The following is a 22,303-nucleotide window of genomic DNA, read 5'->3' as shown; positions in this document are numbered from 1 at the left end:
GGGGACGTGCCGGATCTGGTGGCGGAGCTGCGGGCGCTGCCCGTGACGGCGGAGGAACTCGACGCCGCGGTCGCGACCGCCGCCGACCCGGGCGCACTGCGGGGACTGCTCGGCCGCTGAGGGCGGGCCGCCGAATATCCATTCCCGGTGCGAATGCAACGCCGGAGGTCTTTACTGCAAGGTGCGCCCACCATTCGGAGGAACCATGACTGTTGCACCGTGGCCAGTACAGTCCGGGACCGGCCGACGGCACCACGTCGTCATCGTCGGATCCGGTTTCGGGGGCCTGACGGCCGCCCAGGCCCTCAAGAACGCCGACGTCGATGTGACCATGATCGCGAAGACCACGAGCCACCTGTTCCAGCCGCTCCTGTACCAGGTGGCCACGGGCATCCTCTCCGAGGGCGAGATCGCCCCGAGCACGCGGCTCGTCCTGCGCGACCAGGCCAACGTCCGGGTGGTGCTCGGCGAGGTCGAGGACGTGAACCTCGCGGCGAAGACGGTGACCTCGAAGCTGATGACGATGGAGACGGTGACGCCGTTCGACAGCGTGATCGTCGCGGCGGGCGCGCAGCAGTCGTACTTCGGCAACGACCACTTCGCGATGTTCGCGCCGGGCATGAAGACCATCGACGACGCGCTCGAGCTGCGCGGCCGCATCCTGGGGGCGTTCGAGGCCGCGGAGGTGTCGACGGACGAGGCCGAGCGCCGTCGCCGGCTCACGTTCGTCGTCGTCGGCGCCGGACCGACCGGCGTCGAGCTCGCCGGCCAGATCGCCGAGCTGGCGCAGCGCACCCTCGTCGGTGCGTTCCGGACGATCAATCCGTCCGACTGCCGGGTGATCCTGCTGGACGCGGCGCCCGCCGTGCTCCCGCCGATGGGGCCGAAGCTCGGGAGGAAGGTGCAGACCAGCCTCGAGGAGCTCGGGGTGGAGGTGCAGCTGAACGCCATGGTCTCGGAGGTCGACTACCAGGGGCTCACGGTCAAGGAGAAGGACGGCACCGAGCGGCGGATCGAGAGTGCGTGCAAGGTGTGGTCGGCCGGCGTGCAGGGCAATCCGCTGGGGAAGCTGATCGCCGACCAGGTCGAGGGTACCGAGGTCGATCGCGCGGGCCGCGTGGTCGTCGAACCGGACCTGACGGTGAAGGGGCACCCGTACGTCTTCGTCGTCGGCGACCTGATGTTCGTCAAGGGCGTTCCCGGCATGGCGCAGGGCGCGATCCAGGGCGCCAAGTACGCCACGAAACTCATCAAGGCATCGCTCGAGGGCCGCGACGACCCGGCGAACCGGAAGCCCTTCACGTACTTCGACAAGGGCAGCATGGCCACGGTGTCGCGGTTCGACGCGGTGGTGAAGGTCGGGCGGATCGAGTTCGGCGGATTCATCGCCTGGCTGATGTGGCTCGCGCTGCACCTGGTGTACCTCGTCGGCTTCAAGAACCGGTTCAGCACACTGCTCACCTGGCTCGTCACCTTCTCCAGCAACAGCCGTGGCCAGATGGCGATCACCAGCCAGATGGTCTACGCGCGCCTGGCGATGCACCAGCTCCAGACGAAGCAGGGGGAGCTGGCGGCCGTCGAGGAGGCGGAGCGGGTGGAACGGGCGGAGGGCTCGGGCTAGCCGACCCCGAGCGCTCGAGCGCGCCGATCGCCCGGCCGGTCCAGTCGGCCGGCCCCGTCAGCCGGCCTGGCCGGTCGTCTAGGCGACGCGGGTGCGATCCGGGTTGGCGCGCACCGTCTTCAGGGACTTCTCGAGTTCCTTCTTGGTCGCGCCGTGCGCGGCCATCCGGTTGAGCTTGTGGATCACCACGGGGCACTTCATGCACCGCGTCTTCTTGCGACAGCACTTCTTCTTGGGCTTGCTGCCCACGAGCTTGTGCGCCTTGGTCTTACTCACGTAAATAGGTTAGCGCAACCTAATCGTACGATGCCAACCGTCACATCCGGCGGTCACGATGCGGCTCCGCGGGCCTGCGGGAAGTAACCTGGTCACGACCAGGCGTGTCCGCACGCCCCCTTCGACGCGCCCACGGATCATCGACCGTTGCGCGTGCACGACCACCTCACAGGAGAACCACAGTGGCTCAGCCCAGCTTCCGCAACGTCGCCATCGTCGCGCACGTCGACCACGGGAAGACCACCCTGGTCGACGCCATGCTGCGGCAGTCCGGCGCGTTCGGCGAGCGCGCCGAGCTGGTCGACCGCGTCATGGACTCCGGTGATCTGGAGAAGGAGAAGGGCATCACCATCCTGGCGAAGAACACGGCCGTGCACCGTGTCAACGCCGACGGCACCACCACCGTCATCAACGTGATCGACACCCCCGGCCACGCCGACTTCGGCGGCGAGGTCGAGCGCGGCCTGTCGATGGTCGACGGTGTCGTCCTGCTCGTCGACGCGTCCGAGGGCCCGCTCCCGCAGACCCGCTTCGTGCTGCGCAAGGCGCTCGCCGCGTCGCTGCCCGTGATCCTGGTCGTGAACAAGACCGATCGCCCCGACGCCCGCATCGAGGAGGTCGTCACCGAGGCCCAGGACCTGCTGCTCGACCTCGCCTCCGATCTGTCCGACGAGGCTGCGGAGGCCGCCGAGCTCGCGCTCGGGCTCCCCGTCATCTACGCCTCGGGCCGCGAGGGCAAGGCCTCGACCACCGCCCCCGCCAACGGCGCGGTCCCGGACGCCGAGAACCTCGACGAGCTGTTCGAGATCCTGCACGACCACATCCCCGCGCCCAAGGGCGATGCCGAGGCGCCGCTGCAGGCCCACGTCACCAACCTCGACGCCTCGGCCTTCCTCGGCCGCCTGGCGCTGGTCCGCATCCACAACGGCACGCTGCGCAAGGGCCAGACCGTGGCGTGGATGCGCGAGGTCGACGGCGAGCCCGTGGTCACCAACGCCAAGGTCACCGAGCTGCTGGCCACCGACGGCGTGGAGCGCAAGCCCGCCGAGGAGGCCGTCGCGGGCGACATCGTGGCCGTCGCGGGCTTCCCCGAGATCATGATCGGCGACACCCTCGCCGACCTGGAGAACCCCGTCGCGCTGCCGCGGATCACCGTCGATCAGCCGGCCATCTCGGTCACCATCGGCACCAACACGTCGCCGCTGGTCGGCAAGGTCTCGGGCCACAAGCTGACCGCCCGCATGGTCAAGTCGCGCCTCGACTCCGAGCTCATCGGCAACGTCTCGCTCAAGGTGCTCGACATCGGCAAGCCCGACCAGTGGGAGGTGCAGGGCCGCGGCGAGCTGGCGCTGGCCATTCTGGTCGAGCAGATGCGCCGCGAGGGCTTCGAGCTCACCGTCGGCAAGCCGCAGGTGGTGACCCGCAAGGTCGACGGCAAGGTGCACGAGCCCTTCGAGCACCTGACCATCGACGTGCCCGAGGAGTACCTCGGCTCGGTCACCCAGCTGCTCGCCAACCGGCGCGGCCGCATGGAGACCATGGCCAACCAGGGCACCGGCTGGGTCCGCATGGAGTTCGTCGTCCCGTCGCGCGGCCTCATCGGCTTCCGCACCGACTTCCTCACGGAGACCCGCGGCACGGGCATCGCCAACGCCGTCTTCCACGAGTACGCGCCGTGGGCCGGCGAGATCCGCGCCCGCCACACCGGTTCGCTGGTCTCGGACCGCCAGGGCAGCGTGACCCCGTTCGCCATGATCCAGCTCGCCGACCGCGGCACCTTCTTCGTCGAGCCCGGCGCCGACACGTACGAGGGCATGGTCGTGGGCATCAACCCGCGCGCCGAGGACCTCGACATCAACGTCACCAAGGAGAAGAAGCTGACCAACATGCGTCAGTCCTCCGCCGACGTCATGGAGACCCTCGCGAAGCCCATCAAGCTGGAGCTCGAGGCGGCGATGGAGTTCTGCGCCGGCGACGAGTGCGTCGAGGTCACCCCCGAGGTCGTTCGGGTGCGTAAGGTGCACCTGAACGCCACCGAGCGCGCCCGTGAGCGGTCGCGCGCCAAGTCGCGGGACCAGGCCGCGGGCTGATCGCCCTCGGTCGCGGTGACGTGACCCGACGGTGACCCGTCGGGCGGTGTGGACTTCGAGCGAGCGGTAGGAGGCACGAGCAGTGCGGCGTAGGTCCCTGGGGCTGACGGTGGCGTCGGCGCTGCTCGCGACGACGCTGACCGCCTGCGTGGCCGATCCGCCACCGGCGGTGCCGGGCTCGGAGACCTCCGCGCCGCCGCAGGCCCCGGCCACGACCGGCGCCACCGTGCAGGTGGCGATCGACGGCCTCGGGCCGGGCTTCAATCCGCACCTCGCGTCGAACTCGTCCTCGGCCTCGCGGGCGCTGGCCGCGATGACCCTGCCCAGCGTCTTCCGCGAGGTGCGCGGGGCGGACGGCCGGGTGACGCTCGCGCAGAACACCGACCTGATCCCGACGATCGAGCACCCCGCGCCGCTGCAGATCGCGTACACCATCCGGCAGGACGCGCAGTGGTCCGACGGTGCGCCGATCGCGGCCGAGGACTTCGTCTACCTCTGGCAGTCGATGACCACCGCGCCGGACACGGTGGGCTCTGCGCCGTACCGGCAGATCGAGTCGGTGGCCTCCGGCGCCGGCGGCAAGCGCGTCATCGTCACGCTCAAGGCCCCGCTGCCCGGTTGGCGGACCCTGTTCCAGAACCTGCTGCCCAGCCACCTGATCAAGGGCTCGCCGGGCGGCTTCAACGGCGCGATGCAGGAGAAGATCCCCGCCTCGGGCGCCGGTTACCTGGTCAAGAAGGTGGACGTCGCACGCGACGAGGTGACCCTCGAGCGCAACGACCGCTACTGGATGAAGCCCGCGCGCGTGGACCGCATCGTGCTGCGCAAGGGCGGCACCGATACCCAGCTCGCCAACTCCGTCCGCACCGGCGACGTGCAGGTGGTCTCGATGCACGGGGGACAGTCGCTCCTGGCGCAGCTCACCTCCATCTACGAGGTGCGGGCCGTCGAACAGGTCGACCCCCGCGTGCTCGCGCTGACCCTGAACACCCGCTCGAAGTTCCTCGCCGACGTCGAGGTGCGCCGGGCCCTCCTCGACGCCGTGAACGTCGACCTGCTCACGACGGTCGGCTCCGGCGGCGACGCCGTGCGACCCGCCCGCGCGCAGGTGCTGGCACCGTCGGACCCCGGCTACGTCCCGACGATGCCGACGCGCCCCGCGCCCGCGGAGGCGAAGGCCCGGCTCGAGCAGGCCCTCGCCGGCGCCGGCTACACGCTGCAGAACGCCCCGATCCCGCCCAGCCAGAGCGTGCCGCCCACCCCGCCGCCGCNCACGACCGAGCCGGGGAGCGCGACACCCGGCACCGACCCCTCGGCGCTGCCGGTCCCGCCCTCGCCGTCGCCGGGCGAGAACGTCCAGCAGTACGTGCGCGACGGGGTGCCGATGTTCCTGCGGATCGGCGTGCCGCAGGGCAACGTCGCCGCGTTCGCCGTCGCGAGCAACGCCACCGACCAGCTTCGGGCGATGGGCGTCTTCGCCTCGGTCGTCACGCTGGAGCCGCAGGTGGTCGCGGGGACGGCGCTGCTCGACGGTGCCGTCGACGCCGTGGTCGGCTGGTCCGCCACCGGTCCCACGCCCGCGGAGCGGTTCGCCTCGCGGGTCGAGTGCCCCGCGCCCCCGTCGGAGGGCACCCAGCGGCCGACGGCCACCAGCACGCCGCCGACGCCGAACCTCGAGAACGACCCCGCGGCGACCACCGTGGGCGGCAACCTCTCCGGCCTGTGCGACGCGGACCTGCAGGGCCTCGCCCTCGACGGATTGCGCGGCGGCCCCATCGATCTCGCGGCGATCGACGCGCAGCTGTGGTCCCGGGCGACGGTGCTGCCGATCCTGCAGGACGTGACCTTGACGGCCGTGGGACCGACGGTGCAGGGCGTGACGCTGGAGGGGACGCCGCGCGACGGCGTCTTCACCGGCGTCGAGGGATGGGCCCGCCGATGACCCCGGCGAGCGGACGGCGGCTGCTGCTGGTGCACGCGCACCCCGACGACGAGACGATCACCACCGGCGGGACCATCGCGCGCCACCTCGCCGACGGTGCCGAGGTGACCGTCGTGACCTGCACGCTCGGCGAGGAGGGCGAGGTGATGGAGCCGCGCTTCGCGCAACTCACCGCCGACAACGCCGATCAGCTCGGCGGGTACCGGATCGGCGAGCTCGCCGGCGCGCTGGCGGCGCTGAGCGACCCCGGAGGGCCGGTGCTGCGGCCCCGCTTCCTCGGCGGCATGGGGCGCTGGCGCGACTCCGGCATGGCCGGCACGCCCGCGGCCGAGCACCCGCGCGCCTTCGCCGCGTCGCCGTATCGGACGCAGGTCGACGGCGGCCCCCTACAGGCCCTGACCCGCATCATCCGGGACACGCGGCCGCAGGTCGTGATCACCTACGACGAGGTCGGCGGCTACGGCCATCCCGACCACATCGCCGCGCACCGGCTCACGCACGCCGCCGTCGACGCCGCGGCGGACCCCGGCGTGCCGGGGGAGCCCTGGGACGTCGCCAAGCTGTACTGGGCCGTGACCTCCCGCGGCGACCTCGACGCCGGGCTCGCGGCGCTGCGCGCGGCGGCGGCGCGCGCCGAGCTGCCCCGGGACTGGCGGGTTCCCGCCGCGGACGAGCTGCCCGCCCACGACGACGCGGCGATCACCACCCGGATCGACGTCTCCGGCGTCCTCGACCGCAAGCGCGCCGCGCTCCGCGCCCATGCGACGCAGCTCGGCGTGAGCGCGGACGGCGCCGCCCTCGCCCTGACGAACCGGATCGCGCAGCCCGTCTTCGCCGAGGAGGCCTACGTCCTGGCCCGCGGCACCGTCGTCCCCGGCCCCGACGGGGTCGAACGGAACCTGTTCGCGGGAGTCCTGTGATGGAGCCGCTCGACCGGATCCTGCTCGGCCTCGCGGCCGTGGGCGGCGCCGTGTGCGCGGTGGGCGCCACGATGTACCTCTACCTGTACGTCGGGGCCGTGCCCCTTCCGCTCTCCGCGGTTCTCTTCGGAGCGCTGCTCGCGGGGATCTCCGTCGCCGCCCGCCGCCTGGGCGGCGAGCCCGTGCACGGCGCCCTGCCCGTGATCGCGTTCCTCCTGGTGATCGCGGCCTTCCTGGTCGGCGGACCGGGCGGCGACATCGTGCTCCTGGCCGACTGGCGGCTGCTCCTGCTCCTGCTCTGTGGAATCGGGATGCCGATCCTGGCGGGACACCTGGCATCATCGGAGAAGTGACGGACGCTTCAGAGCAGACCCCCGCGCTCCTCCCGCTGCCGACGGTGCCGAAACGCGCGGCGGAGCCGTACGTGCCGACGGCGTCGGCCATGCGCCGCGCCCTGCGCCGCGCGCGGGACGGAGCGGTGCTCAACGTCGACGAGGCGCAGGCGCTCCTCGCGGCGCGCGGCGACGACCTGGACGACCTGTGCCGTTCCGCGGCGCGGGTGCGCGACGCAGGCCTCCTCGAGGCCGGGCTGACCGGCGCCGACGGTACGCCGCAGGTCACCTACAGCAAGAAGGTCTTCATCCCTATCACGCGGCTGTGCCGCGACCGCTGCCACTACTGCACCTTCGTGACGGTGCCGGGCAAGCTGGCCGCGGAGGGCCACGGCGCCTACCTGGAGCCCGACGAGATCCTCGAGGTCGCGCGCCGCGGCGCCGAGCTGGGCTGCCACGAGGCGCTGTTCACGCTGGGCGACCGGCCGGAGGACCGGTGGGAGGCGGCGCGGACCTGGCTCGACGAGCGCGGCTACGACTCCACCCTGGACTACGTGCGGGCCATGGCGATCCGCGTGCTCGAGGAGACGGGGCTGTTGCCGCACCTCAACCCCGGCGTCATGAGCTGGGAGGAGCTCTCGCGGCTCAAGCCCGTCGCGCCGTCGATGGGTATGATGCTCGAGACCACCTCGGAGCGCCTCTTCACGGAGAAGGGGCAGCCGCACTACGGCTCGCCGGACAAGGACCCGGCGGTCCGGTTGCGCACCCTCACCGACGCGGGGCGCCTCTCGGTGCCCTTCACGACGGGGCTGCTCATCGGCATCGGCGAGGACGAGCGCGAGCGTGCCGAGTCGATCATGGCCATCCGCAAGGTGCACAAGGCCTTCGGCCACGTGCAGGAGGTCATCATCCAGAACTTCCGCGCGAAGCCGGACACCGCGATGCGGTCGGTCGAGGACGCGGACCTTGAGGTCTACCGCGCGGCGATCGCCGTGACCCGGATGGTGCTGGGCCCGGCGATGCGCGTGCAGGCGCCGCCGAACCTGGTCTCCGCCGACGAGTGCCGGCTGCTGCTGGAGGCCGGCGTCGACGACTGGGGCGGCGTCTCGCCCGTGACCCCGGATCACGTCAACCCCGAGCGCCCCTGGCCCGACCTGGACGCCCTCGCCGCGATCACCGCCGACGCGGGCTTCGAGCTGCGGCAGCGGCTCACGGCGCAGCCGAAGTACGTGCGCGCCGGCAACCCGTGGATCGACCCGCGGGTCGCGCCGCACGTCGCGGCCCTCGCCGATGCGGAGACCGGGCTCGCCGACCCGGACGCGATGCCCGTCGGACTGCCGTGGCAGGAGCCGGACGAGGAGTGGGCGTCGTCGGGCCGGACGGACCTGAACACCGCGATCGACGTCGACGGCCGCAACACCGACACCCGCTCGGACCTCGGCTCCGCCTTCGGCGACTGGGAGTCGGTGCGCGAGCAGGTGCTCTCGCTGTCGGCGCCGGAGCGGGTCGAGTCCGACGTCCTCTCCGCCCTGCGGGCCGCGGAGCGCAACCCCGGCGGGCTCAGCGACGACCAGTACCGCGCCCTCGCGTACGCGGAGGGCAGCGGTCTGGAAGCCCTGGTGGCGCTGGCGGATCAGCTCCGCAAGGACGCCGTCGGCGACGTCGTGACCTACGTGGTCAACCGGAACATCAACTTCACCAACATCTGCTACACCGGCTGCCGGTTCTGCGCCTTCGCGCAGCGCAAGGGCGACGCCGACGCCTTCACCCTCTCCATGAAGGAGGTCGCCGACCGCGCCGAGGAGGCGTGGCAGGTGGGAGCCACCGAGGTGTGCATGCAGGGCGGCATCGACCCCGACCTGCCCGCCACCGGCTACGCCGACCTGGTGCGCGCCGTCAAGCAGCGCGTCCCCGGCATGCACGTGCACGCCTTCAGCCCGATGGAGATCGTCAACGGCGCGGCCCACTCGGGGGAGTCGGTGCGGGACTGGCTGATCGGGCTGCGCGAGGCCGGCCTCGACACGATTCCCGGCACCGCCGCCGAGATCCTCGACGACGAGGTGCGCTGGGTGCTCACCAAGGGCAAGCTGCCCACCTCCGCGTGGGTCGACGTGGTCACCACCGCCCACGAGGTGGGCATCCGGTCGAGCTCGACGATGATGTACGGCCACGTCGACAACCCGTCGCACTGGGTGACGCACCTCAACGTGCTGCGCGACATCCAGGACCGCACGGGCGGCTTCACCGAGTTCGTGCCCCTGCCCTTCGTGCACCAGAGCGCCCCGCTGTACCTCGCCGGCGCCGCCCGGCCGGGGCCCACCAAGCGGGACAACCGCGCCGTGCACGCCCTGGCGCGGGTCATGCTGCACGGCCGCATCGACCACGTCCAGACGTCGTGGGTCAAACTGGGCACGGCCGGAACGCAGGCCATGTTGCAGGGCGGAGCGAACGACCTGGGTGGCACCCTGATGGAGGAGACGATCTCGCGGATGGCGGGATCGGCACACGGATCGGAGAAGACGGTGGCGGAATTGCACGCGATCGCGAACGGCATCGGGCGCCCGGCGCGCGAGCGCACCACGACGCACGCCCAGCGGGGTGCCGCGTGAACGCGCTCGAGCCGCGCGGCGGCGCGGTCACGGGCACGGTGACCGACCTGGAGCTGGCCCGCACCGTCGGGGTCTTCGTGACGGTCGCGCGGCCGGCCGTCGCCGGGGTGCGCTTCGTCTCCACGCTGGCCGGGCTCACCCCGATCCCGGTGGTCAACGCTTACCTCAAGCGGGACGCCGACGGCCGCTCCCGCTGGTGGGTCATCCCCGTCGGCGCCGTCTCCACGGTGGCGGTGGCCTGGCCGGGCACGCTCGGATTCGTCGCGCGGCTGCTGCCCGTGCAGACCTACCTCGGCTTCGCCAACCAGACCCTCGTGGTCGTCGGCGTGGCGGGGGAGCACGGCGTGGACCAGGTTCCGGAGCAGATCGACCTCGTCGCGCGGGTGCTCTCGCGCCGCCAGATCGACGCCCGCGCGCTCCTCGGCGATCAGCCGGGATTCCAGGACCTCGTGCCCGTCCGCGAGACCGGCGACAAGCTGCGCGGCGGCGTCCGCTCGGCGTTCGGCGCGATCCGCGACGTGGTGCACACCGTGAAGTCGGCGCGCTCGGCGCTCGAATCGCGCCCGCGTCCGGGCGGCGTCTTCGACACCCTCGGCAGGCTGCCCGTGGTCGGCGCGGCCGCCGGCTACGTGGGCGAGTTCGCCACGCTGCGCATCGTCGAAGCCCAGGCCTCCGACGGCGCCAAGATCCTCGGCCTCGAGGCCGCCTTCGCCGGCAACGCGGCTCCGTCGGGCGTCGAGGCGGACCCCGAGCCCGAGGCGTAGCCCCGGTTCCTGTCGCTCTGCGGGGCTAGACTCGGCTCATGACCGCAGCTCGGAGAGTCGACTTGATGTCGCTGGACGACTGGCGTGCCTTGGGGGAGGACACGTCGGGGCGGTCGGAGCTTCAGGAGGGGGTCCTGATCGTGTCTCCGAGTCCAGTGCCGAGGCATCAGAAGGCGGGGTTCCGTCTCGGGATGGAGCTGTTTCCGCACGTGCCCGACGGTCATGAAATCGTGCCGGACGTCGACGTCATCGTGGCGAGCGGGTTCCCACCGACCGTGCGTCGTCCGGATCTCGTGATCGTGACGACCGGCACCGCGACGGACCTCGTCGCTGCGGACGTGCTGCTCGTCGTCGAGATCCTCTCGCCCGGCACCCGGCGCCAGGACCTCGTGACCAAGCGCAGCGAGTACGCCGACGCGGGCATCCCGCACTACTGGATCGTCGACCTCGACGGCGGCCCGAGCATCGAGGCCCTCACCCTCCGCGACGGCCAATACGAAGGCGCAACCTCCACAGGTGAATTCACGACGACGGTGCCCTTCGACCTCCGCGTGGACCTGACCGCACTGGCCTGACGAGGGACCCGGCCCGGCCCGGAGCCTACCGTCGACCTCGGATCAGGAGATGAGCCCCACGACGGTGGCGGAGATGAACGAGACCAGGGTCGCGCCGTAGAGCAGTTTGAGGCCGAACTTGGCGATCTGGTCGCCCTGCACCGGGGCCAGCGACTTCGCGGCGCCGGCGATGATGCCGATCGAGCTGAAGTTGGCGAAGGACACCAAGAAGGTCTGCGCGATCGCCTCGGCGCGGTGCGAGAGCTGCAGCGGCCCGCCGGGGTTCTGCTCGGTGAAGGAGAGCATCGCCACGAACTCGTTGGTCACCAGCTTGGTCGCCATGAGGCTGCCGACGGTCTGGCACTCGCTCCACGGCACGCCCGTGAGCCAGGCCAGCGGCGCGAACACGTAGCCCAGGACGTCCTGGAAGGTGGTGCCGTTGAACAGGCCCGAGAAGATGCCGTTGACGAGCGCCATGATCGCGACGAAACCGATGAGCATCGCGGCGACGGTGAGCGCGACCTTGGCGCCATCCATGATGTACTCGCCCAGCATCTCGAAGAAGGACTGCTTCTTCTGCTCCGGCGGCGCGTAGACGTCGTCCTCCGGCGCCACCTCGTACGGGTTGATGAGGGAGACGACGACGAAGGCGCCGAACAGGTTGAGCACGATCGCGGCCACGACGTACCGGGGTTCGATCATCACCATGTAGGAGCCGACGATCGACATCGAGACCGTCGACATCGCCGAGGCGGACAGCGTGTACACGCGGTTCTCGGGGAGCGTGGGCAGGATCTTCTTGATCGCGATGAAGTTCTCGGACTGGCCGATGATCGCCGAGCTCACGGAGTTGAAGGACTCCAGCTTCGGCATGCCGGTGATCTTCGACAGGCCGAGGCCCAGGTACTTGATGACCAGCGGCAGGACCTTGATGAACTGCAGGATGCCGATGAGCGCCGAGATCAGGATGATCGGCGTCAGCACGTTGAGGAAGAAGGGGGTGCCGCTCGAGGCGTCCTTCTTGTAGTCGACGAGCCCGCCGAAGACGAACGCCGTGCCCTCGTGGGCGTAGCTCAGCAGGTGCTGGAAGCCGGTGGACATGCCGTCGATGACGTACTTGCCCACCGGGGTCTTGAGCATCACCAGGCCGAGGACGAACTGGATCGCGAGCATGCCCAGGATGTACGGCGCCTTCTTCTTGAGCAGGGCGACGTTCCGCGTGGGCAGGTACGCGAGGAGGAGGAAGACGACGAGTCCGAACACACCGACGATTACGTGCACTGGTGAATGAAATCACACACCGGCAGGTTAGGCGACACTTCTTTGTGACACGTTCCAACGGCGCGGAATACTGTCGGGTGGAAGCAGTCGGTGCGAAGGAGATGACAGGTGACGTACACCATCGCAGAGCCCTGTGTGGATGTGCTCGACAAGGCATGTATCGAGGAGTGCCCCGTCGACTGTATCTACGAGGGCAACCGGATGCTGTACATCCAGCCCGACGAGTGCGTGGACTGCGGCGCCTGTGAGCCGGTGTGCCCCGTCGAGGCGATCTTCTACGAGGACGACGTGCCGGACGAGTGGGCCGAGTACGTGACCGCGAACATCGATTTCTTCGACGAGATCGGTTCGCCCGGCGGCGCCGCCAAGCAGGGGAAGATCGACTACGACCACCCCTTCATCAAGGCGCTCCCGCCCATGAACACCGACACCGAGCACTGATCGTGCCGCGCGTGCCCGTGGCGTCCGGCCTGCCGGACTTCCCGTGGGACACCCTGGCGGGCGCGAAGGCGAAGGCCGCGGCGCACGTCGGGGGCATCGTCGACCTGTCCGTCGGCACCCCGGTCGACCCGGTGGCCGAGCCGATCCGCCGGGCCCTCTACGAGGGGTCCGCGTTCCCCGGCTACCCGGCCACGATCGGCACCCTCGCGCTGCGGGAGGCCGCCGCCGCCGCGCTGAGCCGCCGGTACGGCACCGTCGAACTGCCCGAGAACGCGATCCTGCCCGTGATCGGGACCAAGGAGGCGATCGCGCAGCTGCCGTCGATCCTCGGCCTCGGCGCGGGTGACGTGGTCGTGATCCCCGAGGTCGCCTACCCGACCTACGAGGTGGGCGCGCTGCTGGCCGGCGCGCGGCCGGTGCGGGCCGACGGTACCGCCCAGCTCGGCCCGGAGCGGCCGGCGCTCGTGTTCGTGAACTCGCCGTCGAACCCGACCGGCAAGGTGCTCGGCGTCGATCACCTGCGCAAGGTGGTGCAGTGGGCGCGCGAGCGCGGCGCGATCGTGGCCTCCGACGAGTGCTACCTGGGCCTGGCCTGGGAGGCCGAGCCCGTCTCGGTGCTCGACCCGCGCGTCTGCGACGGCGACACCACCGGGCTGATCGCGATCCACTCGCTCTCGAAGACCTCGAACCTGGCCTCGTACCGCGCGGGCTTCCTCGCGGGTGACCCGGCCCTCATCGCCGAGTTGGCCGCCGTGCGCAAGCACGCGGGCGCGATCGTGCCCTTCCCGGTGCAGGCCGCCATGACCTACGCCCTCTCGGTGGACGAGCACGAGGCCGAGCAGCGCGCCCGCTACGCCGCGCGCCGCGCGGCGCTGCTGCAGGCCGTCCGCGGCGCCGGCTTCACCGTGGACCACTCGGAGGCCGGGCTGTACCTGTGGTCGACCCGCGGCGAGCCCTGCCGGGACACCGTCGATTGGCTGGCCGAGCGCGGCATCCTCGCCGCGCCGGGCGAGTTCTACGGCCCGCAGGGCGCGCAGCACGTGCGCATCGCGATGACCGCGACGGACGAGCGGATCGCCGCCGCCGCCCAGCGCCTGGCCTGATGGCGATCTCCGGCGTCTCGGCCGCGTGGCGGCCCGAGCTCGCCGGGATGCTGCTCGACGGTGCGCGGTCGGGGTCCGTCGCGTTCACCGAGGTGGTGGCGGAGAACGTCGACCCCGCCGACCCGCCGGCGGAGCTCGCGGAACTGGCGCGGTCGGGCGTCACGGTGGTGCCGCACGGCGTGACGCTGGGCATCGCCGGCGCCGACCTCCCCGACGCCGGCCGGCTGCGGCGGCTCGCGGACCTGGCCCTCGCGTTCGAAGCGCCGCTGGTCAGCGAGCACGTCGCCTTCGTCCGGGCCGGCACGGTCGGGCTGGACGACGGGGCCGCGGCCGGACCCCACGACGACGTCCTCGAGGCCGGCCATCTGATGCCCGCGCCGCGCACGGCGGAGGCGCTCGACGTACTCGTGGAGAACGTGTGGGCGGCGCAGGCGGCGCTGCCCGTGCCGCTGGCGCTCGAGAACATCGCGGCCCTGTTCGCGTGGCCCGAGGACGGCTACGACGAGCCGGCCTACCTGCGGGAGCTGGTCGAGCGGACCGGGGTGCGCCTGGTCCTCGACCTCGCGAACGTCTACGCCTCGTGCACGGCCCGCGGCACCGACGCCGCCGCGGAGCTGCGGCGGTACCCGCTCGAGGCCGTCGCGTACGTGCACATCGCGGGCGGGCGCTTCGACGGCGACCTCTACCTCGACACCCACGCCGATCCGATATGTCCGGAAGTTCTGGATCTGCTCGCCGTCTGGCGGGATTCACAGCGTTCTCTTGGGGGCGTCGCCGCAGGTGGGGGCACGTTGCCCGGAGTGTTGCTGGAACGTGACGAGTCCGTGATCGAATCCGCCGTCCGGCACGAGATGCTGTGCCTACGAGAGGTTCTCGGGATCGACTGAACGACGAGGAGGTGCGGGATGGAATTCCTGGTGGTGTTCTTCGTGATCTTCGCAGTGATCGCCGTGTGCGTGTCCATCGCGGGCGGTCAGAACGGTGGGCGGCGCGGCGGGCGGTCCCGCGGGCGGGGCGGCTCGGCGGGCGACGGCGGCGGTTCGGCCTGGTTCTTCGGCGGCTCCGACGGCGGTTCGCACCACTCGGGCCACGATTCCGGCTCCAACTGCAGCGCGAGCAGCTGCGGGGGTTCCAGCGGCTGCGGGTCCAGCTCGTCGAGCAGTTCGAGCAGCTGTGGTTCCTCCTGAGGCCCGGGACCGGCTGCGGCACCGGCAGGCGGCGGTGCTCACCGATCTCCTCGCCGGCCGGGTGCCGCCCGGCTTCGACGGGGCCGGTGCCGCGCTGACCGGCCGGGTCCTCGCGGTGAAGCGGGCGGGCTCCGCGGCCCGGGCCCTCCCGGCGCTGCGGACCCTGCCCGGCTGGCCGCGCGGCTTCGTCGGTTACGCGGCCGCGCACCCGAAGGCGGACTGCTCCGCCCACGACGCCCGCGACTACATCGCCTGGCTCCGCGCGCACGGCTCCGACGCCGAGCGCGCGTGGGTCGCGGTCGAGGCGGTCCGCAGCGGCGCGCGGCGCTGGGCCCTCGCGCACGGCCGGCCCGTGGTACGGGTGGGATCTCGGGTGTACGGCGCCCCGCGCTGACCCCGGGCCGTCAGGGCAGCCGTTCGAAGACGGCGGCGATGCCCTGGCCGCCGCCGATGCACATCGTCTCGAGCAGGTAGCGGCCCTCGCGCCGGCGGAGCTCGTGCAGGCCGGTGGCGAGGATCCGCGCCCCGGTGGCGCCGACGGGGTGTCCGAGGGAGATGCCGGAGCCGTTGGGGTTCAGGCGCGGGTCCTCGGGGGAGAGCCCCCACTCGGCGAGCACCGCGAGCACCTGGGCGGCGAACGCCTCGTTGAGTTCGATCACGTCCAGGTCGGCGAGACCGATCCCGGCGCGTGCCAGTGCGGCCGCGGTCGCGGGCACGGGCCCGATCCCCATGCGTTCCGGGGCGACACCGGCGACCGACCACGACACCAGCCGGGCCACGGGGGTGAGTCCGTGCCTGCGCGCCGCCGCGGCACTCGCGACGATCGCGGCGGCGGCGCCGTCGTTCTGGCCGCTGGCGTTGCCCGCGGTCACGGTGGAGTCGGGGTCCACCGCGGAGCGCAGGGCGGTGAGGGTCGCGAGCTTGTCCCGGTCGACGTTCGGCCGGGGGTGCTCGTCGGTGTCGACGGTGCCGGAATCCGTGGGAACGGGAACGATCTCGTCGGCGAACCGCCCCGCCCGCTGCGCCGCCACGGCCTTGCCGTGGGAGGCGAAGGCGAGGTCGTCCTGCGCGGCGCGGGAGATCCGGTACTCGGCGCGCAGGTTCTCCGCGGTCTCGACCATGCCGCCCGGCACGGGGTGGGACCGTCCACCGGCGGTGACGCGCGCCCGGGCGAGCCGGTCGACCGGATCCGCCGGCGCGTCGTCCTCCCAGCGGAGCCGGCGGTCGTAGAACTCGGTGCGGCTCATCGACTCCGCGCCGCCCGCGATCACCACGTCGGCGCCGCCCGTCGCGATCTGTCCCGCGGCCGCGAGCACCGCCTGGAGGCCGGAACCGCAGCGGCGGTCCACCTGCTGGCCCGGGACGCCGATGCCGAGGCCGGCGTCGAGGGCGGCGATCCGCCCGATGGCCGGGGCCTCCCCGTTCGGGCCGGCCTGGCCGAGGACGACGTCGTCGACCGCGGCGGGGTCGATGCCGGTGCGGGTGACCAGGGCGCGGATCACGGTGGCGGCGAGGGTCTCGGGCGGCACGTCCCGGAGGGCGCCGGTGAACCGGCCGACCGGGGTGCGCAGGGGTTCGCAGATCACGATGTCGGGCATGGGTGTCCTCTCGTCGGACGGGTCCGGATGGGGAGCGTCAGGGGCGCAGGAGCTCCAGCAGCAGCCGGTCGAACGCGCCGGGGGTTTCGAGCGACGGGGTGTGGCCCGCGGCCGGGAGCACGTGCAGATCGTCGGTGCCGAGGGCCGCGGCCAGGGCCGCTCCGAGGGTGCCGGCGTCGAAGACGTCCTCGGCGCCGACCACGACCCGTGCGGCGCCGGCGAATCCGGCGGCCACGGCGGTGAGGTCGCGGCGTCCGGCCCGGCCGCGCAGCGCGGCGGCCGCCCCGGACGGTGGCGCGGCGGCGATCATGGCGCGCGCGAGGTCGCACACCGCCGGCCGGGTCGCGACCGTCGTCGGCCCGAGCACGGCCGGGAGGAACTCCGCGCCGTACGCGGTGGTGCCCTCCGCCTCCAGCCGGTCGGCGAGGGCGCGCCGCGCGGCACGGACCTCCGGGGTGTCGAGGCCCGCGAAGGTGTCGCTGAGCAGGAGCCGCTCGAGCCGCGGGCCGGCGCGGTCCGCCAGTTCGAGCGCCACCTGGCCGCCCATCGAGTAGCCGACGGCGGCGAAGCGCTCGGCCCCGAGCGCGTCGAGCACGTCGATCGCGGCCTCGGCGTGGTGGTGCAGCGGGATCTCGCCGCCGGGCGGTGCGGGCGCGGTGTCGCCGAAGCCGAGGAGGTCGATCGCGACGCCCCGGTGTCCGGCGCCGGCCAGCGCGCCGAGCTGCGGCGCCCACATGGCCCGGGAGAACAGGAAGCCGTGCAGCAACAGCACCGTCGGGCCGCCTCCTGCCGTGGTCACGCCGACGGGGCCGTGCCGGGTCGCGACGATCCGGTCAGGCATCGCGCAGCCGGGCCAGGAGGGCGCCCGCGGTGGTGCCGAAGACCTCGGTGATGACGGCGCCGTCGGGTCCGCACTCGATGATCGCGTCCGGGCTGTACACGCGGTTCACGCAGCCGAGGCCGGTGAGTGGATACGTGCAGCCGGGCACCAGTTTCGGTGTCCCGTCCTTCGCGAACAGCGTCATCATCACCAGCACCTGTCGCGCACCGGTGGCGAGGTCCATCGCGCCGCCGACCGCGGGGATCGCGCCGGGGGCGCCGGTGTGCCAGTTGGCGAGGTCGCCGCGGTAGGACACCTGGAAGGCGCCGAGCACGGCGTAGTCGAGGTGCCCGCCGCGCATCATCGCGAAGGAGTCGGCGTGGTGGAAGTACGACGCCCCGGGCAGTTCGGTCACGGGGACCTTGCCGGCGTTGGTGAGGTCGAGGTCGACCTGCTCGCCCACGGCGGCGGGGCCCATGCCGAGCATGCCGTTCTCGGTGTGCAGCACCACGCCGCTCGCGGGGTCGAGGTGATCGGCGACGGTGGTCGGCTGCCCGATCCCCAGGTTCACGAACGAGCCGGGCGGGATGTCGGCCGCGACCCGCGCGGCGAGCTCCGCCTTCGTCAGCGGTGCGGCGTGCTCGACGAGGTCGGGGGAGATCGCCGGGGCGGCGAGCGCGGCGGTCATCGCGCACCCGCCACGGCCAGGTGCCGGGTGGGCACGGCGACGATGCGGTCGGGGTAGATGCCCGGCGTCACGACGCTCTCGGGGTCGAGGGAGCCCGTGGGCACCACCTCGTCGACCTGCACGGCGACCAGCTCGGCGGCGGTCGCCATGATCGGACCGAAGTTCCGGGCGGTCTTGCGGTACACCAGGTTCCCGGCGCCGTCGGCGCGGTGCGCGGCGATCAGCGCGAGATCGGCCCGGATCGGCGACTCCAGTACGTAGGTGCGCCCGTCGAGCTCGCGTACCTCCTTGCCCTCGGCGAGCGGCGTCCCCACCGAGGTGGGGCAGTAGAAGCCGCCGATCCCCGCGCCCGCGGCGCGGATCCGCTCGGCGAGGGTGCCCTGGGGCACCACCTCCAACTCGATGCGGCCGGCCGCGTACAGCCCGTCGAACACCCAGGAATCGGACTGGCGTGGGAACGAGCAGATCACCTTGCGGACCCGGCCGGCGGCGAGCAGCGCCGCGAGCCCGTGGTCGCCGTTGCCGGCGTTGTTGCTGACCACGGTGAGATCGGTCGCGCCGGACTCGATGAGGGCCTCGATCAGGTCGAAGGGCATGCCCGCGAGGCCGAATCCGCCCACGAGGACGGTGGCGCCGTCGGTCACGCCGGCGACGGCCTCGGCGGGCGTGCCGACGATCCGGGCGGTCACGGCGCACCCCCGCCCGCGGCGATGTCCGACGGGTGCGCGGCGAGCGGCGTGACCTCGACGGTCATCCACTTGAACAACGGCAGGCCCCAGAGGATCTCGTGCAGCCGCTCGTTGTCGGCGACGTCGAAGACGGAGATGTTGGAGTACTGCCCGACGATCCGCCAGATGTGTACCCATTCGCCGCCGCGCTGCAGCTCCTGGCTGTAGGCCTTCTCGGTGGCGATGGTCTCGGCGCGCACCGCCGGGTCCACGTCGTCGGGGATGGCGACGTCCATGCGCACCGCGTACAGCGCCATCAGTTCGTCTCCGGGTCGAGCACGAAGTCGTAGACCACGGTCTCGCCGGTGCCGTCGGCGGCCGGCTGCGGATCGAGCACCAGCTCGGGCTTCACGGCGGAGGCGATGTCGTCGTCGTTGTGCGCGTCGCCGGGGAAGTAGAGCTGGGCCGTGAGCAGGTCCTTGCCGGGCGCCGACACCTTGAGGTGCAGGTGGGCGGGCCGCCACGCGTGCCAGCCGGCCGCGGCGATGAGCTTGCCGCACGAGCCGTCGGTGGGGATCTGGTAGGGCGCGGGACGCACCGTCGTGATCTCGAACCGGCCGTCCTCGTCGGCGAGGTAGGTGCCGCGCAGGTTCCACTCCGGCAGCCCCGGGGCGTACTGGGAGTAGAAGCCGCTCGCGTCGGCGTGCCAGATCTCCACCTTCGCGCCCGGGAGGGCGTTGCCGTCGAGATCGCGGACCTGCCCGGAGAAGACGAGCGGCGTGCCGGATTCGTCCGCGCGCATGGGCAGCGGGCCGCGGGCGCCGATCACCGGCGCGTCGGGCACGTAGTACGGGCCCTCGATGGTGCCCTTGTTGCCCTGGTGGTGCGCGTTGGCGACCTCCTCGACGACGTGCTCGATCCAGACGTCCAGGAACAGGGGCCATTCGCCGTCGCGGCCGACGTTGATCACCCAGGACTTCACCGCGTCGTACTCGGCGTAGGTGACGCCGTGGCGGCGGATCACGTCGTGTACGGCCGTGATCACCTCGGTGGCGAGCTGGGAGACGCGCTCGGGCGGGGTCTCGGCGCCCGCGCCCTGCTTCTTCAGGAAGGCGGCGGTGGCGCCGGCTCCGGAGTCGGCGGCCTTGGCATCGAATTCGGTGGCGGTCATGTTTCTTCTCCTCGGGATGGGCTGGTGTCGAAAGGGGCTGGGGGACGGGGATCTCACCCGTCGAGGCGGTAGTGCGCGAGCTTGTCGGGGTCGACGGTGACGCCGATCCCCGGCCCGGCGGGGACCGCCAGTTCGCCGTCGACGATGCGGAGCGGCTCGGTCAGCAGGTCGTCGGCCATGTCCAGGAAGTTGGAGAGCTCGCCGGCGCGCGCGCTTGTGGCGGCGTGGGCGGCGCCGAAGGCGACGGTGCAGGCGGTGCCGAGCTGGCCGTCGATCTGGTTGCCCATCACCACCTCCACGCCGAGGCCGGTCGCGAGGTCCAGGATCTCCTGCGAGCCGGTGAATCCCGTGCGGGCGGTCTTGATGGAGACGGCGGTGGCGCCGCCGCCGAGCAGCTCGCGGGTGACCTCCGCCGGGGTGGTCACGGACTCGTCGCCGACGAAGGGGACGCGGCACTGCGCGACGAGCCGTCGCCGGCCCAGCACGTCGTCGGCGGGGCACAGCTCCTCGGCGAGCGTGAGCCCGGCGTCCGCGAGCAGGTCGAGGGCGCGCAGCGATTCCGACGGGGTCCACCCGCGGTTGCCGTCGATGTACAGCTCGGCCTTGTCGCCGAGGGTGTTCCGCAACGCGCGGACCACGTCGACGTCGAGGTCGATCGGGCGGCGCCCGACCTTCACCTTGAAGGTGGTGATGCCGTACCGGTCCCGGACGGCCGCGGCCTCCTGCGCCATCGCGGCGGGCGCGTCGAAACCGAGCATGTGGCACACGCGCATGCGGTCGGTGAAGCCGCCGAGGGCGCGGCTGACGGAGGTGCCCCACGCCTGCGCGAGCACGTCCCACACGGCCATGTCGACGGCGGCCTTCGCCGCGGGATTGCCGACGGTGCGGTGCAGGCGGGCGTGCAGCACGGCGCGGCGGTCGGCGTCCTGCCCGACCAGCTGCGGCGCGAAGATGCCGTCGATGACGGCCACGATCCCCGCCTGCGTCTCGCCGTAGGTGAAGGGCCGCGGCGGCGCGTCGGCGTGGCCGACCAGACCGCCGGCGGTGTGCACCCGCACCAGCACGTGATCGGCGTGGGTGACCTCGCCGGAGGCGAACTTCAGCGGTTTGACGTACGGGATCCGGTAGGGGATCGCGTCGATGGCGGTGATGCGGAGATCGGTCATGCCGCGGACTCCCGTTCGTCGGTGAGGTCGGTGCCGCCCAGCGCGTCGAGGACGCGGGCGAGCAGGGGCGAATCGTCGGCGGCGCGCCACGCGAGGGCCAGCTCGACGCTCTCGGTGTCGGGCAGATCCACGAAGTGGACGCCGGGGAGCTGGATGGAGCTGGCGGTGCGGGGCACCAGGGCGATCCCCAGCCCCGCCGCGACGAGCGCGAGCAGGGTGGAGGTCTGCGGCACCTGGTGGGCGCGGCGCGGGGTGAAGCCCGCGGCGGCGCACGTCCGGACGACTGCGCCGTCCACGACGGAGCCGGTGTCCGCGGGATAGGTCACGAAGGCCTCGTCCTGGAGGTCGGCGACGGTGACGTCGGGGTCGCCGTCGAACCGGTGGCCCTGGGGCAGGGCGAGGATCAGCGGTTCCGCGAACAGGACGCGGTGCGCGATGCCCTCGACGGCGACGGGGGTGCGCAGCAGCGCCAGATCGAGCCGGCCGTCCGTGAGGGCGGCGGCCTGCAGTGGCGTCAGCATCTCGGTGTCGATGGTGAGCTCGACGTCGGGGAGCGCGGACTTCACGCGACGGACGACCCGGGGGAGCACGCCGTACGAGGCCGATCCGGTGACACCGACGCGCAGCACGCCGCTCGCGCCCTGCCCGATCAGCCTGGCGCGCCCGACGGCACCGTCGAGCTCGGCGAGGATCCGCCGGACCTCCCCGGCGAAGACCCGGCCGGCCTCGGTGAGCTCGACCTGGCGGGTGGTGCGCTCGAAGAGCGGGGTGCCGAGGGAGGCCTCGAGCTGCCGGACGGACCGCGACAGGGCGGGGCCGGCGATGTGCAGCCCGTCCGCGGCGCGACCGAAGTGCTCGGTCTGCGCGACGGCCAGGAACTGGCGCAGGTGCCGGAGTTCCACGACGTCCTCCTCGCTGTCTCATGTGATGTGCATCTCACGGTAGGAGCATTGATTGGGAAAGACCAGGACCTATTCGGACGTGATTAGTGCCTCATGAGCAATGAAGACACCCTGGTGGGTTGCTAGCGATATGCCCGGCGCGCGGGAGGCACTCCGCGCGCGACGGTGAT

Annotated in this window: 22 protein-coding genes and 2 pseudogenes; 14 read left to right on the top strand and 10 right to left on the bottom strand. The window is 72.2% G+C overall.

The genetic code is table 11. The features are described 5' to 3' along the window. Positions 1-205: 205 nt before the first annotated feature. The gene (locus ACNAYW_RS14130; protein ID WP_415850320.1) at positions 206-1,621 is read left to right on the top strand and encodes an NAD(P)/FAD-dependent oxidoreductase; all 1,416 of its coding nucleotides are present in this window, start codon (positions 206-208) and stop codon (positions 1,619-1,621) included. A gap of 78 nt (positions 1,622-1,699) precedes the next feature. Here ACNAYW_RS14130 and ACNAYW_RS14125 read toward each other — a convergent pair whose 3' ends face one another. Then, positions 1,700-1,897 carry a hypothetical protein gene (locus ACNAYW_RS14125; RefSeq protein ID WP_068524542.1) on the bottom strand — a complete coding sequence of 66 codons (198 nt, stop codon included), beginning with the start codon at positions 1,895-1,897 and terminating at the stop codon, positions 1,700-1,702. A 182-nt stretch (positions 1,898-2,079) separates the two neighbouring features. Here ACNAYW_RS14125 and typA point away from each other — a divergent pair, with 182 nt between their 5' ends. From typA to ACNAYW_RS14085, 8 genes and pseudogenes are all read left to right on the top strand, one after another. Continuing rightward, on the top strand, positions 2,080-3,987 hold the full coding sequence (gene typA / locus ACNAYW_RS14120) for a translational GTPase TypA (RefSeq protein ID WP_415850319.1): 1,908 nt from the start codon (positions 2,080-2,082) through the stop codon (positions 3,985-3,987). Positions 3,988-4,300: 313 nt separating this feature from the next. Continuing rightward, positions 4,301-5,258: pseudogene (locus ACNAYW_RS14115) on the top strand (ABC transporter substrate-binding protein); the annotation flags it as partial. Between the two features lies 1 nt (position 5,259). Continuing rightward, positions 5,260-5,929: pseudogene (locus ACNAYW_RS14110) on the top strand (ABC transporter family substrate-binding protein); the annotation flags it as partial. Next, positions 5,926-6,849 carry an N-acetyl-1-D-myo-inositol-2-amino-2-deoxy-alpha-D-glucopyranoside deacetylase gene (gene mshB, locus ACNAYW_RS14105; RefSeq protein WP_415850318.1) on the top strand — a complete coding sequence of 308 codons (924 nt, stop codon included), beginning with the start codon at positions 5,926-5,928 and terminating at the stop codon, positions 6,847-6,849. The pseudogene ACNAYW_RS14110 and the gene mshB, both read left to right, overlap by 4 nt. Beyond that, on the top strand, positions 6,849-7,202 hold the full coding sequence (locus tag ACNAYW_RS14100; protein WP_415850317.1) for a hypothetical protein: 354 nt from the start codon (positions 6,849-6,851) through the stop codon (positions 7,200-7,202). Before mshB ends, ACNAYW_RS14100 begins: the two co-directional genes overlap by 1 nt. Further along, positions 7,199-9,790: a bifunctional FO biosynthesis protein CofGH gene (locus tag ACNAYW_RS14095; RefSeq protein ID WP_415850316.1), complete on the top strand. Its 2,592-nt coding sequence runs from the start codon at positions 7,199-7,201 to the stop codon at positions 9,788-9,790. Before ACNAYW_RS14100 ends, ACNAYW_RS14095 begins: the two co-directional genes overlap by 4 nt. Beyond that, entirely contained in the window at positions 9,787-10,554 is a 768-nt protein-coding gene (locus ACNAYW_RS14090; RefSeq protein WP_415850315.1) for a hypothetical protein, read from the top strand. Before ACNAYW_RS14095 ends, ACNAYW_RS14090 begins: the two co-directional genes overlap by 4 nt. Before the next feature lie 65 nt (positions 10,555-10,619). Beyond that, the gene (locus ACNAYW_RS14085; protein WP_415850314.1) at positions 10,620-11,129 is read left to right on the top strand and encodes a Uma2 family endonuclease; all 510 of its coding nucleotides are present in this window, start codon (positions 10,620-10,622) and stop codon (positions 11,127-11,129) included. Positions 11,130-11,171: 42 nt separating this feature from the next. Here ACNAYW_RS14085 and ACNAYW_RS14080 read toward each other — a convergent pair whose 3' ends face one another. Continuing rightward, complete coding sequence (locus ACNAYW_RS14080; protein ID WP_415850313.1) at positions 11,172-12,371, bottom strand: NupC/NupG family nucleoside CNT transporter; 1,200 nt, start codon at positions 12,369-12,371, stop codon at positions 11,172-11,174. Positions 12,372-12,497: 126 nt separating this feature from the next. On the opposite strand from ACNAYW_RS14080, the gene fdxA reads away from it, so the two are divergent. The 5 genes from fdxA to ACNAYW_RS14055 are packed head-to-tail and all read left to right on the top strand — an operon-like array spanning position 12,498 to position 15,514. Continuing rightward, the gene (gene fdxA, locus ACNAYW_RS14075; RefSeq protein ID WP_068524555.1) at positions 12,498-12,830 is read left to right on the top strand and encodes a ferredoxin; all 333 of its coding nucleotides are present in this window, start codon (positions 12,498-12,500) and stop codon (positions 12,828-12,830) included. A 17-nt stretch (positions 12,831-12,847) separates the two neighbouring features. Next, positions 12,848-13,933 carry a succinyldiaminopimelate transaminase gene (dapC, locus tag ACNAYW_RS14070; RefSeq protein ID WP_415850356.1) on the top strand — a complete coding sequence of 362 codons (1,086 nt, stop codon included), beginning with the start codon at positions 12,848-12,850 and terminating at the stop codon, positions 13,931-13,933. Next, positions 13,933-14,820: a multinuclear nonheme iron-dependent oxidase gene (locus ACNAYW_RS14065; protein WP_415850312.1), complete on the top strand. Its 888-nt coding sequence runs from the start codon at positions 13,933-13,935 to the stop codon at positions 14,818-14,820. Before dapC ends, ACNAYW_RS14065 begins: the two co-directional genes overlap by 1 nt. Before the next feature lie 18 nt (positions 14,821-14,838). Beyond that, positions 14,839-15,120: a hypothetical protein gene (locus tag ACNAYW_RS14060; protein WP_415850311.1), complete on the top strand. Its 282-nt coding sequence runs from the start codon at positions 14,839-14,841 to the stop codon at positions 15,118-15,120. After that, positions 15,107-15,514, top strand: a complete 408-nt coding sequence (locus ACNAYW_RS14055; protein WP_415850310.1) for a hypothetical protein — start codon at positions 15,107-15,109, stop codon at positions 15,512-15,514. The genes ACNAYW_RS14060 and ACNAYW_RS14055 overlap by 14 nt, the downstream gene beginning before the upstream one ends. 10 nt (positions 15,515-15,524) lie before the next feature. On the opposite strand, the gene ACNAYW_RS14050 is transcribed toward ACNAYW_RS14055, so the two are convergent. Genes ACNAYW_RS14050 through ACNAYW_RS14015 form a run of 8 tightly spaced genes read right to left on the bottom strand, consistent with a single transcriptional unit; the run spans position 15,525 to position 22,133 of the window. Further along, positions 15,525-16,718, bottom strand: coding sequence for an acetyl-CoA C-acetyltransferase (locus tag ACNAYW_RS14050; RefSeq protein ID WP_415850309.1), 1,194 nt, complete (start codon positions 16,716-16,718; stop codon positions 15,525-15,527). A gap of 37 nt (positions 16,719-16,755) precedes the next feature. Beyond that, positions 16,756-17,559, bottom strand: coding sequence for an alpha/beta fold hydrolase (locus ACNAYW_RS14045; protein ID WP_415850308.1), 804 nt, complete (start codon positions 17,557-17,559; stop codon positions 16,756-16,758). Then, positions 17,552-18,226 (bottom strand): 3-oxoacid CoA-transferase subunit B, encoded by a 675-nt coding sequence (locus ACNAYW_RS14040; protein WP_415850307.1) that lies wholly within the window; start codon positions 18,224-18,226, stop codon positions 17,552-17,554. Before ACNAYW_RS14040 ends, ACNAYW_RS14045 begins: the two co-directional genes overlap by 8 nt. Beyond that, on the bottom strand, positions 18,223-18,915 hold the full coding sequence (locus ACNAYW_RS14035; RefSeq protein ID WP_415850306.1) for a 3-oxoacid CoA-transferase subunit A: 693 nt from the start codon (positions 18,913-18,915) through the stop codon (positions 18,223-18,225). The genes ACNAYW_RS14040 and ACNAYW_RS14035 overlap by 4 nt, the downstream gene beginning before the upstream one ends. After that, complete coding sequence (catC, locus tag ACNAYW_RS14030) at positions 18,912-19,211, bottom strand: muconolactone Delta-isomerase (protein ID WP_415850305.1); 300 nt, start codon at positions 19,209-19,211, stop codon at positions 18,912-18,914. The genes ACNAYW_RS14035 and catC overlap by 4 nt, the downstream gene beginning before the upstream one ends. Then, a complete protein-coding gene (catA, locus tag ACNAYW_RS14025; protein ID WP_415850304.1) occupies positions 19,211-20,065 on the bottom strand; it encodes a catechol 1,2-dioxygenase in 855 nt (284 codons plus the stop codon). The genes catC and catA overlap by 1 nt, the downstream gene beginning before the upstream one ends. 53 nt (positions 20,066-20,118) lie before the next feature. After that, complete coding sequence (locus tag ACNAYW_RS14020) at positions 20,119-21,231, bottom strand: mandelate racemase/muconate lactonizing enzyme family protein (protein WP_415850303.1); 1,113 nt, start codon at positions 21,229-21,231, stop codon at positions 20,119-20,121. Beyond that, on the bottom strand, positions 21,228-22,133 hold the full coding sequence (locus ACNAYW_RS14015; protein WP_415850302.1) for a LysR substrate-binding domain-containing protein: 906 nt from the start codon (positions 22,131-22,133) through the stop codon (positions 21,228-21,230). Before ACNAYW_RS14015 ends, ACNAYW_RS14020 begins: the two co-directional genes overlap by 4 nt. Positions 22,134-22,303: the final 170 nt, after the last annotated feature.

It is taken from the genome of Tsukamurella ocularis (assembly GCF_965138335.1).
Classification (GTDB): domain Bacteria; phylum Actinomycetota; class Actinomycetes; order Mycobacteriales; family Mycobacteriaceae; genus Tsukamurella; species Tsukamurella ocularis_A.
The sequence above is the reverse complement of the archived record's forward strand: the minus strand, read 5'-3'. Positions and strand labels throughout refer to the sequence as shown.

Coding starts and splice junctions, on each gene's coding strand:
- mshB (WP_415850318.1), top strand. CDS start 5,926: ATGACCCCGGCGAGCGGACGGCGGCTGCTGCTGGTGCACGCGCACCCC.
- ACNAYW_RS14050 (WP_415850309.1), bottom strand. CDS start 16,718: ATGCCCGACATCGTGATCTGCGAACCCCTGCGCACCCCGGTCGGCCGG.
- ACNAYW_RS14130 (WP_415850320.1), top strand. CDS start 206: ATGACTGTTGCACCGTGGCCAGTACAGTCCGGGACCGGCCGACGGCAC.
- ACNAYW_RS14065 (WP_415850312.1), top strand. CDS start 13,933: ATGGCGATCTCCGGCGTCTCGGCCGCGTGGCGGCCCGAGCTCGCCGGG.
- ACNAYW_RS14045 (WP_415850308.1), bottom strand. CDS start 17,559: ATGCCTGACCGGATCGTCGCGACCCGGCACGGCCCCGTCGGCGTGACC.
- ACNAYW_RS14100 (WP_415850317.1), top strand. CDS start 6,849: ATGGAGCCGCTCGACCGGATCCTGCTCGGCCTCGCGGCCGTGGGCGGC.
- ACNAYW_RS14020 (WP_415850303.1), bottom strand. CDS start 21,231: ATGACCGATCTCCGCATCACCGCCATCGACGCGATCCCCTACCGGATC.
- ACNAYW_RS14040 (WP_415850307.1), bottom strand. CDS start 18,226: ATGACCGCCGCGCTCGCCGCCCCGGCGATCTCCCCCGACCTCGTCGAG.
- catA (WP_415850304.1), bottom strand. CDS start 20,065: ATGACCGCCACCGAATTCGATGCCAAGGCCGCCGACTCCGGAGCCGGC.
- catC (WP_415850305.1), bottom strand. CDS start 19,211: ATGGCGCTGTACGCGGTGCGCATGGACGTCGCCATCCCCGACGACGTG.
- ACNAYW_RS14085 (WP_415850314.1), top strand. CDS start 10,620: ATGTCGCTGGACGACTGGCGTGCCTTGGGGGAGGACACGTCGGGGCGG.
- ACNAYW_RS14060 (WP_415850311.1), top strand. CDS start 14,839: ATGGAATTCCTGGTGGTGTTCTTCGTGATCTTCGCAGTGATCGCCGTG.